This window comes from Modestobacter sp. VKM Ac-2983 (genome assembly GCF_026967885.1).
In the GTDB taxonomy this organism is placed as follows: domain Bacteria; phylum Actinomycetota; class Actinomycetes; order Mycobacteriales; family Geodermatophilaceae; genus Modestobacter.
Genome location: NZ_JAPVBK010000004.1, coordinates 174,665 through 189,106 on the forward strand (window position 1 = coordinate 174,665; position 14,442 = coordinate 189,106).

Here is a 14,442-nt window from a genome sequence, read left to right on the forward strand (position 1 = left end):
GCGCCGGTGCCACGAGGCATGATCAGTTCCGGTACGCAGCGGTGGAGACTCCCGCCGGCGGGCGTACGGAGCGGGGGCGGGTAGGCGATGTCGGTGCACCACCCCGATCCCGTGGCGCCGGTGGCCGGTCCCCTGCTGCAGCGGCTGACCGATCTGGCCGTCCGCTTGCTCGGGCCGGACGTCGCCCAGCTCTCGTTGGTCGGCGCGGTGCAGACGGCGGCCGTCGTCAGCGGTCCGGCTGCCGGCCCGGCGGGTGCCGCGCTGCCGCTGGCGGATTCGCTGTGCGCCGTGACCGTGCAGGCGGGGGAGCCCCTCGTCGTCCGGGACGCGGCGCACGACCCCCGGGTCGCCGGCCGGTCGCCGGCCGCCTCCGGTGCGGTCGGGGCCTACCTCGGGGTGCCGCTGGATGGCCTGGCAGCCGCCCTCTGCGTCTTCGGGGCTGCGCCACGGGACTGGACCGACCGGGACGTCGCCGTGCTGGAGCTGCTCGCCGAGTGCGCCTCGAGCGAGCTCCGGCTGGCCGGGGTCAGCGCGGAGTCGGAGGCCTCCGGGTGGCGGTGGGCGCTGGCGATCGACGCGGCCGAGCTCGGCAGCTTCGACTGGGACGCCGTCGCCGACCGGCTGATCTGGGACGACCGGCTGCTCGCCCTCTACGGCTGGGACCGCGCGGACTTCCCCGGCACGCTCGACGCCCTGATCGAGCGGCTGCACCCGCAAGACCGGGAGGGCGTCGTCGCGACCATCAACACCGCGCTGGCGACCGGGGACGGCTTCGACCAGGAGCACCGCGTCCAGCGGCCCGGTGGTGAGGTCCGCTGGGTGCGTGCCCGCGGCCGCGCCGTCCTGGACGACGCGGGGACGGCGGTCCGGATCGTCGGGGTCGCGCACGACTCCACCGAGCAGCGACGGGCGGAGGCGCAGGTCTCCCGGGTGCTGGAGTCGATGCCGGCGGCCTTCTTCTCCCTCGGCCGGGACTGGTCCTTCACCTACGTCAACGCCGAGGCCGAGCGGCTGCTGGGCAACGGCCGGGCGGAGCTGCTGGGCGGCGATCTCTGGGCGCTCTTCCCGGCCGCGGCGGGCAGTGACTTCGAGCGGCACTACCGGCACGCGATGGACAGCGGCGAGCCGGCGCTGTTCCAGGCGTGGTACCCGCCGCCGCTGGACAGCTGGTACGAGGTGCGGGCCTGGCCCAGTGACGAGGGGCTGTCGGTGTACTTCCTCGACGTCACCGAGCGTCACCGCGCCGAGGAGGCCACCCGCCGGGACGCCGAGCGCCTGGCGCTGGTCGCCCGGGTGTCGGACGTCCTCTCCGCCGCGCTCGTGGACCGCCGGGGGGCGCACGGTGCCCTGCAGGAACTGGTGCAGGCCGTCGTCCCCGACCTGGCCGACTGGGCGATCGTCAGCCTGGTCGAGGAGGACGGCCGGCTGCACGACGTGGCCAGCTGGCACCGGGACCCGGCCGCACGACCGGTCGCGGCCACGTACGCCCGGCTCCGGCTGGCGGCGCTCACCAGCACCGCCCCGATCGTCGACGCCCTGGCGACCGGCGAGATCACCGTCGTCCCGGACATGGCGGACGCCGTGGGGAACGGGCTGCCGGCGGGCGAGGTCCGGGAGGCCTACTGGGCACTGGACCCGGGGACCGCGGTGGCGCTCGCGCTGGTCGCCCGCGGACAGGTGCTCGGGGCGATGACCCTCTACCGCGACCGGGACCGGGCCCCGATGGACGCCCGGGAGCGCGAGCTGCTGCGGGAGGTCGCCGACCGGGTGGCGGTCGCGTTGGACGGTGCGGCGCTGCAGGAGCAGCAGCGACGGATGGCCGAGGAGCTGCAGCGCAGCCTGCTCACCGACCCCCCGGAGGCTGATCACTGCGAGATCGCCGTGCGGTACGTCCCCGCCGTCCAGGCCGCCCAGGTGGGTGGCGACTGGTACGACGCCTTCCTCCAGCCCGGCGGGGCGACGGTGGTGGCCATCGGGGACGTCGTCGGCCACGACACGGTCGCCGCCGCGGCGATGGGCCAGCTGCGCAGCCTGCTGCGCGGCATCGCCTACAGCGGCGGTGGCGGGCCGGCCGGGGTGCTCACGGACCTCGACCGCGCGATGGAGGGGCTGCAGGTGGGCGCGCTGGCCACCGCGGCCGTGGCTCGGCTGGAGCGGGAGCAGGTCGACCGGGACCGCGGGGAGACCCGGCTCCGCTGGTCCAGCGCCGGTCACCCGCCACTGCTGGTGCTCACCCCCGACCGGCGGGTGGAGGTGCTGGCCACGGAGCGGGCGGACCTCATGCTCGGGGTCGACCCGACCACCTCCCGGCGGGAGCAGGTGACCGTGCTGGCGCAGGGCTCCACCGTGCTGCTGTACACCGACGGCCTGGTCGAGGGCCCCGACCTGCCCCTGGACGACGGGGTCTCCCGGCTGGTCGGCCTGCTCACCGAGCTGGGGGAGCTGCCGCTGGAGGAGCTGCTGGACCAGATCGTCGTCCGGCTGCGCCCGCAGGGGTCCGAGGACGACGTCGCGCTGGTCGCCGTCCGGCTGCACCGGGACGACCGGCCGCGACCGGTCGAGGCCGGGCCGGAGGTGCTGCCGCCCGGGAGCTGAGCCGGCTCAGCGGCGGGGGAGCAGCGCCCAGACGCTCTTCTGGCCCTCGGTGACGTGCCAGCCGTGCGCGTCGGCCATCTCGGCGATCAGGTAGAGGCCGAGCCCGCCCTGGCTCGGGTCGCGCCCGACCGCCGGCTGCGGGGGGCGTTGGGCCGCGGAGTCGCGCACCTCGATCAACCAGGCGTGCGGCGTCCGCTGGACCCGGGCCCGCACGCCGCCACCCCCGTGCCGGAGGGCGTTCGAGGCCATCTCGTCGAAGGCGAGGACGACGGCCTCGTCGAGCTCGGTCGCCTCGCGGTCACCCCGGGACTCCGCGGCCAGCCCGCGGCGCAGCTGGGCGCGCACCCGTGGGAGCTCCGCCACGCTGCTCAGCGCCCAGTGCCAGCCGTCCTCGGCGGGCGGTGGAGGGGACGACGGCCACGCAAGGCTGGTGCGCTCGCCCGTCACCCGATCTCCTCGCTGTCTGGTCGCCTGTCTGCACGGCGAACCCCTGTCTTGTCTCGGCAGGGGCAGGTCTAATCATGAACCTGATGTGATGCCCACCTCACCGGTCGGGGGTGGGTCGCGCCAGTCGACCGGCGCGTCGCCCTCAGCCGGTGAGTGCGGCCAGATGATCCCGCACGGACGACGGGTCGCGCATCACCCCGCCCATCACCGCCACGCCCCAGGCGCCGGCGGCGAGGCAGCCGGCGACGTCGTCGGGGCCGATGCCGCCCAGCGCGTAGACCGGCGGCCCGTGCGGGACCAGCTCCGCCAGGCGGGTCAGCCCCAGCGCCGGGCCGTGGCCGGGCTTGGAGGCGGTCAGGAACACCGGGGAGAGGAAGGCGTGGTCGCAGCCCTCGGACCGGGCCCGGGCCAGTTCGGCGGCGGTGTGGCACGAGCGCCCGAGCCAGCCGGGGCGCGGCGTCGGCAGGGGGTCGGCCGCCGACAGGTGGACGGCGGCCCGTCCTCCGCTGCCGGCGGCGCCCGCCCACACCAGGACGCCGGCCACCGGGGCCAGCAGGGCCTGCAGCTCGGTGGCGAGGCGCGCCCGCTCGGCGAACGGGAGGTCCTTCTCCCGCAGCACCACCGCCCGGGCGCCGGCGTCGACGGCGGTGGCCACGGTGGCGGTCAGGCTGTCCCGGCACTGCGTGCGGTCGGTGAGCACGAGCAACCGGGGCAGGCTCACAGCTCGGGCAGCCCCTGCATCGACGTGGAGGCCTCGGCCAGCCAGCGGCGCGGGATCCGGCCGGCCCCGCGGGCCAGCCGGCCGCCCTCGACGGCCTGCCGCATCGCCAGCGCCATCTGCACCGGCTCCCGCGCCCGGGTCACCGCCGAGGCCAGCAGCACTGCGTCGCAGCCCAGCTCCATCGCCAGCGCGGCGTCCGAGGCGGTGCCGATGCCGGCGTCCAGCACCACCGGCACGCTCACCTCCTGCCGCAGCAGGGCGATGTTGTACGGGTTGCGGATGCCCAGCCCGCTGCCGATCGGTGCGCCCAGCGGCATGACCGCGGCGCAGCCGACGTCGGCCAGTCGCCGGCCCAGCACCGGGTCGTCGGTGGTGTAGGCGAGCACGGTGAAACCGTCGGCGACGAGCTGCTCGGCGGCGTCCATCAGCTCGACGGCGTCGGGCAGCAGCGTCCGGTCGTCGCCGATGACCTCCAGCTTGACCCAGTCGGTCCCGAAGGCCTCCCGGGACAGCTTCGCGGTCAGCACCGCCTCCCGCGCGGTCTGGCAGCCCGCCGTGTTGGGCAGCAGCCGCACCCCGCAGCGGTCGAGCACCTCCAGCATCGTGCTGCCCGCCGCCGCCTCGACCCGGCGCAGCGCCACGGTCACCAGCTGGGTGCCCGAGGCGCGGACCACCCGCTCCAGCACGTCCAGGCTGGGCAGGCCGCCGGTGCCCAGGATCAGCCGGGAGGTGAACGTCTCCCCGCCCAGGGTGAAGGGATCGGTGGCCTCCTCCTGCTCGAGTGCGGGAGCCAGTTCCTCGGTCAGTTCGCGGTCCTGCTGCATCTCAGCCTCCTGCGGTGGGGGCGAGCACCTCGAGGCGGTCGCCGGGGGAGAGCTCGGTCGTCGCCCAGCTGCTGCGCGGGACGACGTCGCCGTTGCGCGCGACCGCGACCCGGTCGTGCCCGCTGGTGCGCTGCTCGACGAGCGCGGCGACGGTCGTGCCGTCGGCCAGCTCGACCGGGCTGCCGTTGACGGTCAGCGAGATGGTCATCGGTGCGGGAACCTCTCGACGGTGAACGGGGCGGCCAGCTCAGGCAGCTCGCCGGTGTCCAGCAGCTCGGCGACGAGGTCGCCGGTGACCGGGGTGAGCAGGACGCCGTTTCGGTGGTGGCCGGTGGCGAGCACCAGCCCGGGCAGCCCGCTGGCCCCCAGCAGCGGGGCGTTGTCGGCGGTGCCGGGCCGCCAGCGGGCGAGGGTCTCGACCAGCTCCAGCTCGGTCACCCCGGGCACGACCTCGATCGCGTCGTGCAGCAGGTCGTGCACCCCGCCGGCGGTGACCGTGGCGTCGAAGCCGCGGTCCTCGGTCGTCGCCCCGACGATGAGTCCGTCCTCACCGTAGGGCACCAGGTAGACCTGCCGGCCACGGACGAGGGCCCGCACGGTGCCGGTCAGCAGCCCGGCCGCACCGGCCATCCGCAGGATCTGCCCCTTCACCGGTCGGACGGGCAGCGGCGGCACCCCGGGCAGGGTGTCGCTGTGCGCGCCCAGGGCGAGGACGACGGTGCCGGCGGCCAGTGCCGAGCCGTCGGTCAGCTGCAGCCCGGTGGCCCGCCCGCCGGCGACCTGCACGCCGGCCACCCGGTCCCGGACGAACCGGACCCCTGCCGCCTCGGCGGCCGCGGTCAGCGCCCGGTGCAGGGCCCGGCCGTCGACCGAGTGGTCGCCCTCGACGGCGAGCCCACCGCGCAGCCGCGGGGTCAGCGCGGGTTCCCGGCGGCGCGTCTCCCGCGGGGTCAGCCGCTCGACGGCCAGGCCCAGCTCCTGCTGGTAGCCGAGCAGCGCGTCGAGCGCCCGCACGTCGTCGGCGTCGAAGCCGACGACCAGGGTGCCGGCGGTGCGCAGCCCGACCGGCAGGCCGCTGGCCGCCTCGACCTCGGCGGCGAACGCCGGGTAGCGCTGCAGGGAGGCCAGGCACAGCCGGAGCAGTGCCTGCTCGCCGTAGGCCGCCTCGGTGACCGGTGCCAGCATCCCGGCGGCGGCGGCCGAGGCGCCGGTGCCCGGGGCGTCGTCGACGACGGTGACCGACAGCCCGCGCTGCGCCGCCCGCCAGGCCACCGACAGCCCGATCAGCCCACCTCCGGCCACCGCCACGTCGATCACCGGGGTTCCTCCAGCGCCCGCAGCAGTTCCGCCGTCGCGGCACCGGGGTCGGGGGCGGCGGTGACGGCGCCGACCACCGCGACCCCGGTGGCGCCGGCGGCCAGCAGCTCCACGACCCGCGCGGCGGTGACCCCGCCGATGGCGATGACCGGGACCGGCACCGCGGTCGCCACGGCACCGACCCCGGCGACCCCGATCGGGGCGGGGAGCCCGGTCTTGGTGGTGGTGGCGAAGGCCGGGCCGACCCCCAGGTAGTCCGCGCCCTCGGCCACCAGCTGCCGGGCCTGCTGCGGGTCGCGGGCCGTGCCGCCGAGGAGGTGCCCCGGGCCGGCGACCCGCCGGGCGGCGGCGAGCGGGAGGTCACCGGCGCCCAGGTGCGTCCCGTCGGCGCCGACCGCCAGGGCCACGTCGACCCGGTCGTTGACCAGGACGGTGGTGCCGGCGGGCCGGCAGAGCTCCACCACCGCGTGGGCGAAGTCGTGCAGCACCCGGTCGCTGCAGCCCTTCGCCCGCACCTGCACCACCGGCGCCCCGGCGGCCACCGCGGCGGCGACCACGGCCAGCGCGCCCGGCCCGCCGTCGGCGTCGGTGAGCACGTGCAGCCGGCCCAGCCGGCGGGTCATGCCCGCTGCCGCTCGCGGCGGGCGCCGAGCAGTGCGATCACCGCGGTGAGGGACGCGGCGACGGCCAGGCTGATCAGCGAGGCCGACCAGCCGTTGGCCGGGTCGATGCCCAGGTCGGTCTGGCGGGCGGTCCACCAGGCGGTCCAGCCGGCGCCGACGCCGGAGAAGAAGGTCGGCAGGGTCAGCTGGTAGGCGACGAACCCGGCGAGCCAGGGCAGCAGGTAGGCCAGCCGGGCCGGTGCGGTGTCCGAGGTGTCCCAGCGGCCGGGGGCGCTCAGCGCGTAGGCGACCAGGAAGACGCCGATCAGCGGCACGAAGACCGCGCCGATCAGGAAGAGGAACGGCTCGTAGGCGACGATGTCGAAGCTCAGCGCGAGCAGTGTGGCGATGGTGCCGACGCACAGGGCGAGCAGCCGGCGGTCCAGCCGGGCCACCACGTTCTGCGCCGACACGGCGGTGGAGTAGACGTTGGCGAACGCCTCGTCGAGCTCGACCACGACGAGCACCAGCACGGCCAGGGCGCCCAGCTGCACGGCGAGCAACGCGTCGATGACGTCCAGCCCGGCGCTTCCGTAGGCCGCCAGCGCCAGGACGCCGAGGGTGAACATCGCGATGGTGGCCAGGCCGTAGCCCAGGGCGGTGCTGGTGCCGGCGACCCGGCCGCTGCGCACGTGCCGGGTGTAGTCGGCGGCGAGCGGGAACCAGGAGATCGGCAGGGCGATCACGATGTCGGTCGCCGTCCAGAACGACGCGGCGCCGCCGTCGTCCAGTGCTGCTCGCGGCTCGGACAGCACCTCGACGAAGAGGTAGACGATCGCGGCCAGCGCCGCCCACACCGCGTACCGGGACAGCACCTTGACCACGCCGAGGGGGCGCAGCGCCATCGCGGTGGCCAACACCCCGGCGACCAGCACGAACGGCCAGCGGGGCGCGTCCAGCACCCGGGACGCCGCCTCGGCGATGATCACGATCTCGAAGGTGGCCCAGCCGATGCACTGCACGAGGTTCAGCGCGGTGGGCAGGTAGGAGGCCCGCCGGCCGAGGAGGCCGCGCAGCAGCACCATCGCCGGCACCCCCTCGCGGGCGCCCGCTGCGGCGGCCAGCCCCAGCAGGGAGGCCCCGATCACCGCGCCGACGACGATCGCGCCGATCGTGACCGACAGCGGCCGTCCGGGCAGGACGACGTAGACGGCGGCCACCGGCAGCAGCAGGCTGATGCCCAGGTTGCCCCACAGGCCCGCGGACTCCCGGAAGCCCAGGGTGCGGGCCGCCGGCTCGGTGAGGGTGAGCGGTGCGTCCGCACCGGACGTGGTCGTGCCAACGGTTCCAGATGTGCTCATCACGGGCTCCCTACGCCGGCATTACCCGGTCAGGTTCCAGCGGTCGGCGGCGTGTCAGCCGCCCTCTCAGCCCGGTCATCCGAGCTCCCGCACATGGCTCGACGCCATGACGTGGCCACCCTAACCACTCTCGTAGAGTCCGCGCCGTGCCGGTCGCCGAGCTGCTTCGACGTCATCCCGAGATCTGGCGCGCGGCCACCGCGCACCGGTTCCTGACCGCGGTGCGCGACGGGTCCCTGCCCGCCGGCGCCTTCGACACCTGGCTGGTCCAGGACGCCCGCTTCGTCACCGACCTGCTGCGCTTCCAGGCCCGGCTGCTCGCCCGCGCGCCGCGGCCCGCCCAGGCGGTGCTCGCCGGCGGCCTGGTCGCGCTGGCCGAGGAGCTGGCCTGGTTCGAGGAGCAGGCGGCCGCCCGCGGCCTGGACCTCTCCGCGCCCGCGCTGCCGGCCACCGCGGCCTACGCGGAGCTGCTGGACCGGCTGGACGCCGCCGAGGTGCCGGTCGCGCTGACCGCGCTGTGGACCATCGAGCGCACGTACCTGGACGCCTGGACCACCGCGCTGCCCGGCGCGCCGGCCTACCGGGAGTTCGTCGAGCACTGGACCGTGCCGGGCTTCGCCGGCTACGTCGCCGGCCTGGAGACGGCGGCCGATGCGGTGGGCGGTGGTCAGGACGACGTCTTCGCCGAGGTCGTCGCCGCGGAGATCGCCTTCTGGGACATGGCCCTGGAGCGGGTGGCATGAGCCTGTCCGCCGACCTCTGGGCGGCCAACGCCGACCTCGCCGCCGTCGCGCTGGCGCACCCGTTCGTGCAGGGCATCGCCGACGGGAGCCTGCCGACGGAGCTGTTCGCCGGCTACGTGGCCCAGGACGCGTTCTTCCTGGAGTCCTTCGCCCGCGCCTACGCCCTCGGCGCCGCGCACAGCCCCGACCGGGCCGGATTGGACGTCTTCGCCGACCTGCTCGCCGGGGTCCGCGAGGAGCTGCGGCTGCACGAGGGGTACGCGGCCCGCTGGGGCATCGACCTGGCCGCGGTCGAGCCGCTGCCCGCCACGCTGGCCTACACCGAGTTCCTGCTCGCCACGGCGTCCCTGGGCGGGGCCGGGCTGACCTGCGCGGCGATGACGCCGTGCATGCGGCTGTACGCCCACCTCGGGCAGTCGCTGGCCGGCCGGTCGGCGAGCACCTACGCCGAGTGGGTCACCACCTACGCCGACCCGGGCCTGGAGGAGCTGACCGGCACGCTGGAACGGCTGCTGGACGGGACCGCTGCCGACACCCCCGCGGTGCGCCGCGCCTACCGCCGGGCCATGGAGCTGGAGGTCGGCTTCTTCGACGCCGCCTGGCGCGGTGGTGCGGGGCCCGGCTGATGGTCCTGCTGGCCGCCGAGGAGCTGTCGGTCGGCTACGGCGACGCGCCGGTGTGCGCGCCGGTGACGGTGTCGGTCGCACCCGGGACGGCGGTCGCGCTGGTCGGCCCCAACGGCGCGGGCAAGTCCACCGTGCTGCAGACGATGGTCGGGCTGCTGCCGCCGCTGGCCGGGACGGTGCGCTTCGCCGGCGACCCGGTCGACGAACGGGACGCCGGCTTCCGCCGCTGCGTCGCCGGGGTGCTGGACGACGACGCGTTCTTCCCGTCGCTGACCGGCGCGGAGCACCTGCTGCTGACCGCCCGCGCCCACGGGGTCGCCGACGCCGAGCAGGTCGTCGAGGCGGAGCTGGCCGCCTTCGGGCTGACCGACCGGGCCGGCGCGCTGCCCTCGGCGCTCTCCTCCGGGCAGCGCCGGCGGCTGGCGCTGGCCGGGGCGCTGGTCCGCCCGGCCGACCTGCTGGTGCTCGACGAGCCGGAACGCCGGCTGGACACCGCGATGCGCCGGGCGCTGGCCGACCGGCTCGCGGCGCTGGTGGACGCCGGTGGCGCGGTGCTGTTCGCCAGCCACGACCCGGCGTTCATCGGCACGCTCGCCGACCTGGCTCTGGTGGTCGGGGAGGACGCGTGCCCGGTGATCGCGCCCGAGGACGCCGTCGCGGCGCTGCAGGACGGCTGAGTGACGGCCACGGGGACCCGGCTGTCGGCGCGGCCGGCGGACGAGTGGAGCGGCACTGCCGTCCGTCGCTTCACCCACCGGGCGACGGCAGCCCGGGCCGACACCAGCTGGCTGACCCGGGTCGGGGACACGCTCTCCGCGCTCACCTCTGCGGGGGTCTTCGTGGCGCTCTGCGGGGGCACGGTGTCCAGCCTCCGGGAGCAGATCGCCGCCCGGCCGGCCGCGGATGCGGCGGTGCTCCCCGGCGCGCTGACCGCCGCGGTCGTCGCCCTCTCCCTCGCCGCGGGCCTGACCGCGCTGTTCGCCCGGCTGGGGCCGGTCAGCGCCACGCCGGCGGCCGTGGTGTGGTGGCTGCCGCTGCCCGCAGGGCGCCGCGGGTTGCTGCGTGGCGAGCTGCGCAGGTCGGTCGGCCTCGCCGTGGCGGCGGCGCTGACCGTCGGCGTCCCGGTGGTGCTGGCCTGGACCCGGACACCGGCCGGCGTCCTCGCCGGGCTGGCGGCCGGTGCGCTGCTGGCGGTGGTCGCCGTCGCGGTGCTCGTCGTCCGGCAGGCCGGTGGCGGGGGCCGCTGGGTGCCCGCGGTCGCCGGCGCGGTGACCGCGGTGGCCGTGGTCGGTCCCGCCATCGCCGGGTCCGTGGTCGCCGGGCTGGACGTGGTGCTGCCGGACGCCGCGGGGCGGGCGTGGTCGCTGCCCGCGCCGGTGGCGTACGGCCTGCTCGCGGCGCTGCTGGGGATCGCCGTCCTCTGCCTGGCCCTGGCCGACCGGCGGCTGGCGGACCTGCCCGCCGGTGCGCTGCGCGCATCGGGGGAGACCGCGCAGTACGCGACCGCGTCGGTCTTCTCGCTGGACACCCGGGAGCTCGGCCGGGCGCTCGGGACGACGGTGCGCCGGCCGCGGCGGCCGCGGCGGCCGCTGGCCTGGCGCTGGGTACGGCACCCCTGGCAGGCGGTCGTCGCGGGTGACCTGGCGGTGCTGGCCCGGTCACCGTGGCGGTGGGGTCAGCTGGCGGTCGGCGCTGCGCTGCCGGTGCTGGCTGCCCGCACCGAAGGGCTGGCCGGGCTGCCCGCGCTGGTGGCGGTGACCGTCGTCCTGGGCTGGGGGCTCGCGGCGACGTCCCTCGGTGAGCCGAGCCGGCGGGCGTCCGCAGCACCGGCCGCCGACCGTGGGCTGCCGCTGGGCGGCCCGGCGGTCGTCTGGGCCCGGGCCGTCGTGCCGGCCGCGGTGCTCGCGGGAGTCTGTGGGGTCTCGGCGCTGCTCATCGGGCAGGGCACCGGCGCACCGGCGGCCTGGCTGGCGCTGGGCGTGGTCACCGCGCCGGCCTGGGCGGGCGCGGCCGTGCGCGCCGGCTACCGCCCCGACCTGGACTGGTCGGGGCCGGTGCTCGCCTCCCCGATGGGCGCGGTGCCGGTCGGGGTGAGCAGCACGCTCGTGCGTGGGCCGGACGTCGGGCTGCTGGGCACCGCGCCGGTCGCCCTGGCACTGCTGCTCGGCACGGTGCCCTGGTGGCTGGTCGGCGCCGGGCTGCTCTGGTCGCTGGCGTTGGGTGCGCTCGCCGTCGCGACGGCCCGGCCCCCGGACTGACCCTCAGGAGAAGACCGGCGACCAGGCCCCGCTGAGCACGCTCGCGGTGACAGCCGCCGCGCAGAGGGCGACCGCCCCGACGACGAACCACCGGTCCAGCGGCTGCAGCCGGGACCCGCGGGCGTTCGTCCGGGTCACGCCGGAGTCGAAGCCCCGGGCGTCCATGGCGGTGGCCAGCCGGCTGCCCCGCCGGATCGCCCCCACCAGCAGGGCGAAGGCGGTGCTCGCCAGCAGCCGCACGTGCGCCACCGGGTTCCGGCCGCCGTCCACCCCGCGGGCGCGGCGGGCCAGCCGGATCGTCTCCCACTCCGCGGCCAGCAGCGGCACCAGCCGCAGCGCGGCGAGCGAGCCGTAGGCGAACCGGGTCGACACCCGCCAGTGCAGGGTCAGCGCGTCGGCCAGCCGCACCGGGTCGGTGGAGGCGACCAGCAGGATGCCGGGCAGCGCGAGGGCCACCACCCGCAGCGCCCAGGTCCCCCCGCTGAGCCAGGCCTCCCCGCCGTCCAGCGAGCCGAAGGCGACGTTCACCCAGGCCACGCCGAGCGCGCTGAGCAGCAGCGGCCAGGTGCGCCGCAGCACGTCGCCGGGCCGGCTCAGCCCCGCGGCCGGCAGCAGCGCGAGCTCGGCGGCGAGCAGCACGCCCGGCGTCACCGGGTCACCGCTGACCAGCAGCACGCAGGTGACGACGAGGACGGCCGACAGCTGGGCCACCGGGTTGACCGCGGACAGCGGCACCGGCCGGGCCGGGCCGAGGGAGAGCGGGGCGCTCACACCGGCACCGGGACGCCGAGCGTGCACACGTCGTCGGCGAGCGCGGTGACCACGGCGGCGTCGTGGGTGACCAGGCACAGCGCCCGGTCACCGTCCTGCTGCTCGGCCAGCAGCGCCACCAGCTCGGCCCAGGTCTCCCGGTCCTGCCCGAAGGTCGGCTCGTCGAGGACCAGCACCCGCGGGGAGGTGGCCAGCGCGGTGGCCACCGACAGCCGGCGCTGCTGGCCGCCGGAGAGGGTGAACGGGTTGGCGTCGGCGAGAGCGCTCAGACCCAGCCGCTCCAGCAGCTCCTCGGCCGTGGCCCGGGCCTGCGCGGCGCCCGCTCCCGACCGCAACGGCCCCAGCGAGAGCTCGTCGCGCACCCGGCCGGTGAGGAACTGGTGCTCGGGCTGCTGGAAGACGGTGCCGATCCGGGTCGCCAGCTCCGCGGCCGGCCAGCGGTGCGGTGGCCGGTCCGGACGGCGCAGCCCGGCGGTCACCGTGGGGGCGGCGGCGACCCGGCCGGTGGTCGGCGCCCGCAGCCCGGCGAGCAGCAGCCCCAGGGTGGACTTCCCGGTGCCGTTGGGCCCGGTGACGGCCAGCGTGCGGCCGGCCCGCAGCGCGACGTCGATGGGCGCGAGCGCGGGCCGGGCGCTGCCGCGATGGGTGAAGCCGGCCGCCTCGCCGGCCAACAGCACCTCGCCGGGCGGGTGCACCCACCGCACGGGCATGCGCAGCGGCGCCGGCCGCCACCCGGGCGGGTGCTCCACCGTGCCGCCGTGGGGCAGCAGCTCCACCACCCGGTCGACCAGCGGCAGCCAGGCCTCGACGTCGTGGTCGACGACGACCAGCGTCGCCGAGCGGTCGGCCACCGCGCGGGCGACGGCGGCCCGCACCAGCGCTGCGCCGTCCGGGTCGAGCTGGGCGGTGGGCTCGTCGAGCAGCAGCAGGCCCGGACGCGGTGCCAGTGCGCCGGCCAGCACCAGGCGCTGCTTCTGCCCGCCGGACAGCGCCGCGGTGGCGTGGTCCCGGCCGAGGTCGAACCCGACTGCGTCCAGGGCGGTGTCGACGGCGGGCCAGATCAGCTCCGGCGGCGTCCCGGTGTTCTCCAGGCCGAAGGCGACGTCGTCCCCGGCCCGGGTCATCACCAGCTGTGCGTCCGGGTCCTGGAACACCACCCCGACCCGCTGGCGCCGCCGGTCGGGCGCAGCCCCGTCCACGGTCAGCTCGCCGGCGGCGTCACCGGACTCCGGCTCGAGCAGGCCGCCCAGCGCGCGCAGCAGCGTCGACTTGCCCGACCCGGACGCGCCGGTGAGCAGCACCCGCTCGCCGGGCTCGATCCGCAGGTCGACGTCCTGCACCGCCCAGGCCCGCCGGCTGGCGTGCCGGAACCCGAAGCCGGCGAGCCGGACGGCGGCCGGACCGGCCCCTCCGTGCTGGAACGGCCCCGTCCCGGGGACGGGGCCCTCCATCAGACCCGGGTCCGGCCGGAGGCGAACGACGACAGCACGCCGCTGGCGGCCAGCGCCCGGGTCAGCGCGAACCCGCCGAGCCCGGCGATCACCACGGTGCTGACCACGATGAGCGCCGTGTACGTCGTCATCCAGCCGGCGGTCCAGTCCGGGTAGTAGTTGACGAGGTCGAGCCCGGCGGCCGTGCCCCCGGCGAGCGCGGCGGCCAGCAACGCCTGCGGCCAGCTGTACCGGCGCCAGCCGAAGGCGGCGAAGCCCAGCTCCCCGGCCAGGCCCTGCAGCAGGCCGTAGACGATCACCAGCGAACCCCAGGCCGAGCCCAGCAACGCGGAGACGATCCCGGCGATCAGCTCGGCGAACAGGGCGGCACCGGGCTTGCGGATGACCAGCGGGGCGAGGACGGCGGGCAGCAGCCACACCCCGTACATGACGGCCTGGCCGGGCGGGAAGGCGCCGAAGGCCGGGCCGGTGGCGGCCCAGAGCAGCCCCCAGGCCCAGAAGACGACGCCGAAGGCGACCCCCAGCACGGCGGTGACGACGATGTCGACGGTGCGCCAGCTGCGGCGCGGCGCGCCCTGGGCAGCGTCGGACGGACGGACGGCCGGTTCGGCCATGGTGCTCCTCCAGACTCCCTGCGCCGGCATGACCCGGATCAGGTTCGAGGGTCTGCGGTTGCCCGCACTCTCAGCGCCGAGGCGCTCCCCTGTCGTGTGTGAGCGGCGAGCG

At 76.8% G+C, this 14,442-nt stretch carries 15 protein-coding genes and 2 riboswitches; of the genes, 5 read left to right on the forward strand and 10 right to left on the reverse strand.

Going from position 1 to position 14,442, the window contains the following annotated elements:
- Nucleotides 1-120: 120 nt before the first annotated feature.
- Nucleotides 121-2,595, forward strand: coding sequence for a SpoIIE family protein phosphatase (locus O2W18_RS17995; protein WP_269188804.1), 2,475 nt, complete (start codon nt 121-123; stop codon nt 2,593-2,595).
- Between the two features lie 6 nt (nt 2,596-2,601).
- Here O2W18_RS17995 and O2W18_RS18000 read toward each other — a convergent pair whose 3' ends face one another.
- The 7 genes from O2W18_RS18000 to O2W18_RS18030 form a co-directional block, all read right to left on the reverse strand.
- Nucleotides 2,602-3,042: an ATP-binding protein gene (locus tag O2W18_RS18000; protein ID WP_269188805.1), complete on the reverse strand. Its 441-nt coding sequence runs from the start codon at nt 3,040-3,042 to the stop codon at nt 2,602-2,604.
- 142 nt (nt 3,043-3,184) lie between these two features.
- Entirely contained in the window at nt 3,185-3,763 is a 579-nt protein-coding gene (locus O2W18_RS18005; RefSeq protein ID WP_269188806.1) for a thiamine phosphate synthase, read from the reverse strand.
- The gene (locus O2W18_RS18010; RefSeq protein ID WP_269188807.1) at nt 3,760-4,587 is read right to left on the reverse strand and encodes a thiazole synthase; all 828 of its coding nucleotides are present in this window, start codon (nt 4,585-4,587) and stop codon (nt 3,760-3,762) included. The genes O2W18_RS18005 and O2W18_RS18010 overlap by 4 nt, the downstream gene beginning before the upstream one ends.
- Before the next feature lies 1 nt (nt 4,588).
- Entirely contained in the window at nt 4,589-4,795 is a 207-nt protein-coding gene (gene thiS, locus O2W18_RS18015; protein WP_269188808.1) for a sulfur carrier protein ThiS, read from the reverse strand.
- The gene (gene thiO, locus O2W18_RS18020) at nt 4,792-5,904 is read right to left on the reverse strand and encodes a glycine oxidase ThiO (protein WP_269188809.1); all 1,113 of its coding nucleotides are present in this window, start codon (nt 5,902-5,904) and stop codon (nt 4,792-4,794) included. Before thiO ends, thiS begins: the two co-directional genes overlap by 4 nt.
- Nucleotides 5,901-6,527 carry a thiamine phosphate synthase gene (thiE, locus tag O2W18_RS18025; RefSeq protein ID WP_269188810.1) on the reverse strand — a complete coding sequence of 209 codons (627 nt, stop codon included), beginning with the start codon at nt 6,525-6,527 and terminating at the stop codon, nt 5,901-5,903. The genes thiO and thiE overlap by 4 nt, the downstream gene beginning before the upstream one ends.
- Nucleotides 6,524-7,867, reverse strand: a complete 1,344-nt coding sequence (locus O2W18_RS18030) for a purine-cytosine permease family protein (RefSeq protein ID WP_269188811.1) — start codon at nt 7,865-7,867, stop codon at nt 6,524-6,526. The genes thiE and O2W18_RS18030 overlap by 4 nt, the downstream gene beginning before the upstream one ends.
- Nucleotides 7,858-7,968, reverse strand: a riboswitch (TPP riboswitch). Its footprint overlaps the gene before it by 10 nt.
- A gap of 45 nt (nt 7,969-8,013) precedes the next feature.
- Between O2W18_RS18030 and O2W18_RS18035 the strand changes: the two genes are divergently transcribed.
- The 4 genes from O2W18_RS18035 to O2W18_RS18050 are packed head-to-tail and all read left to right on the forward strand — an operon-like array spanning nt 8,014 to nt 11,494.
- Entirely contained in the window at nt 8,014-8,610 is a 597-nt protein-coding gene (locus O2W18_RS18035) for a TenA family transcriptional regulator (protein WP_269188812.1), read from the forward strand.
- A complete protein-coding gene (locus O2W18_RS18040; protein ID WP_269188813.1) occupies nt 8,607-9,236 on the forward strand; it encodes a TenA family protein in 630 nt (209 codons plus the stop codon). Before O2W18_RS18035 ends, O2W18_RS18040 begins: the two co-directional genes overlap by 4 nt.
- Nucleotides 9,236-9,913: an ABC transporter ATP-binding protein gene (locus tag O2W18_RS18045; protein ID WP_269188814.1), complete on the forward strand. Its 678-nt coding sequence runs from the start codon at nt 9,236-9,238 to the stop codon at nt 9,911-9,913. Before O2W18_RS18040 ends, O2W18_RS18045 begins: the two co-directional genes overlap by 1 nt.
- A complete protein-coding gene (locus O2W18_RS18050) occupies nt 9,914-11,494 on the forward strand; it encodes a DUF6297 family protein (protein WP_269188815.1) in 1,581 nt (526 codons plus the stop codon).
- Between the two features lie 3 nt (nt 11,495-11,497).
- Here the strand turns inward: O2W18_RS18050 and O2W18_RS18055 are convergent, their stop codons facing one another.
- From O2W18_RS18055 to O2W18_RS18065, 3 genes are all read right to left on the reverse strand, one after another.
- Complete coding sequence (locus O2W18_RS18055; RefSeq protein ID WP_269188816.1) at nt 11,498-12,265, reverse strand: energy-coupling factor transporter transmembrane component T family protein; 768 nt, start codon at nt 12,263-12,265, stop codon at nt 11,498-11,500.
- Nucleotides 12,262-13,716 (reverse strand): ABC transporter ATP-binding protein, encoded by a 1,455-nt coding sequence (locus O2W18_RS18060; RefSeq protein WP_269188817.1) that lies wholly within the window; start codon nt 13,714-13,716, stop codon nt 12,262-12,264. Before O2W18_RS18060 ends, O2W18_RS18055 begins: the two co-directional genes overlap by 4 nt.
- Complete coding sequence (locus O2W18_RS18065) at nt 13,716-14,330, reverse strand: ECF transporter S component (RefSeq protein ID WP_269188818.1); 615 nt, start codon at nt 14,328-14,330, stop codon at nt 13,716-13,718. The genes O2W18_RS18060 and O2W18_RS18065 overlap by 1 nt, the downstream gene beginning before the upstream one ends.
- Nucleotides 14,329-14,431, reverse strand: a riboswitch (TPP riboswitch). (Overlaps the previous gene by 2 nt.)
- Between the last annotated feature and the right edge of the window lie 11 nt (nt 14,432-14,442).

What these genes read in the sequence shown, in the direction of transcription:
- O2W18_RS18010 (WP_269188807.1), bottom strand. Translation starts at nt 4,587, where the DNA reads ATGCAGCAGGACCGCGAACTGACCGAGGAACTGGCTCCCGCACTCGAG.
- thiS (WP_269188808.1), bottom strand. Translation starts at nt 4,795, where the DNA reads ATGACCATCTCGCTGACCGTCAACGGCAGCCCGGTCGAGCTGGCCGAC.
- thiE (WP_269188810.1), bottom strand. Translation starts at nt 6,527, where the DNA reads ATGACCCGCCGGCTGGGCCGGCTGCACGTGCTCACCGACGCCGACGGC.
- O2W18_RS18030 (WP_269188811.1), bottom strand. Translation starts at nt 7,867, where the DNA reads ATGAGCACATCTGGAACCGTTGGCACGACCACGTCCGGTGCGGACGCA.
- O2W18_RS18040 (WP_269188813.1), top strand. Translation starts at nt 8,607, where the DNA reads ATGAGCCTGTCCGCCGACCTCTGGGCGGCCAACGCCGACCTCGCCGCC.
- O2W18_RS18045 (WP_269188814.1), top strand. Translation starts at nt 9,236, where the DNA reads ATGGTCCTGCTGGCCGCCGAGGAGCTGTCGGTCGGCTACGGCGACGCG.
- O2W18_RS18060 (WP_269188817.1), bottom strand. Translation starts at nt 13,716, where the DNA reads ATGGAGGGCCCCGTCCCCGGGACGGGGCCGTTCCAGCACGGAGGGGCC.
- O2W18_RS18065 (WP_269188818.1), bottom strand. Translation starts at nt 14,330, where the DNA reads ATGGCCGAACCGGCCGTCCGTCCGTCCGACGCTGCCCAGGGCGCGCCG.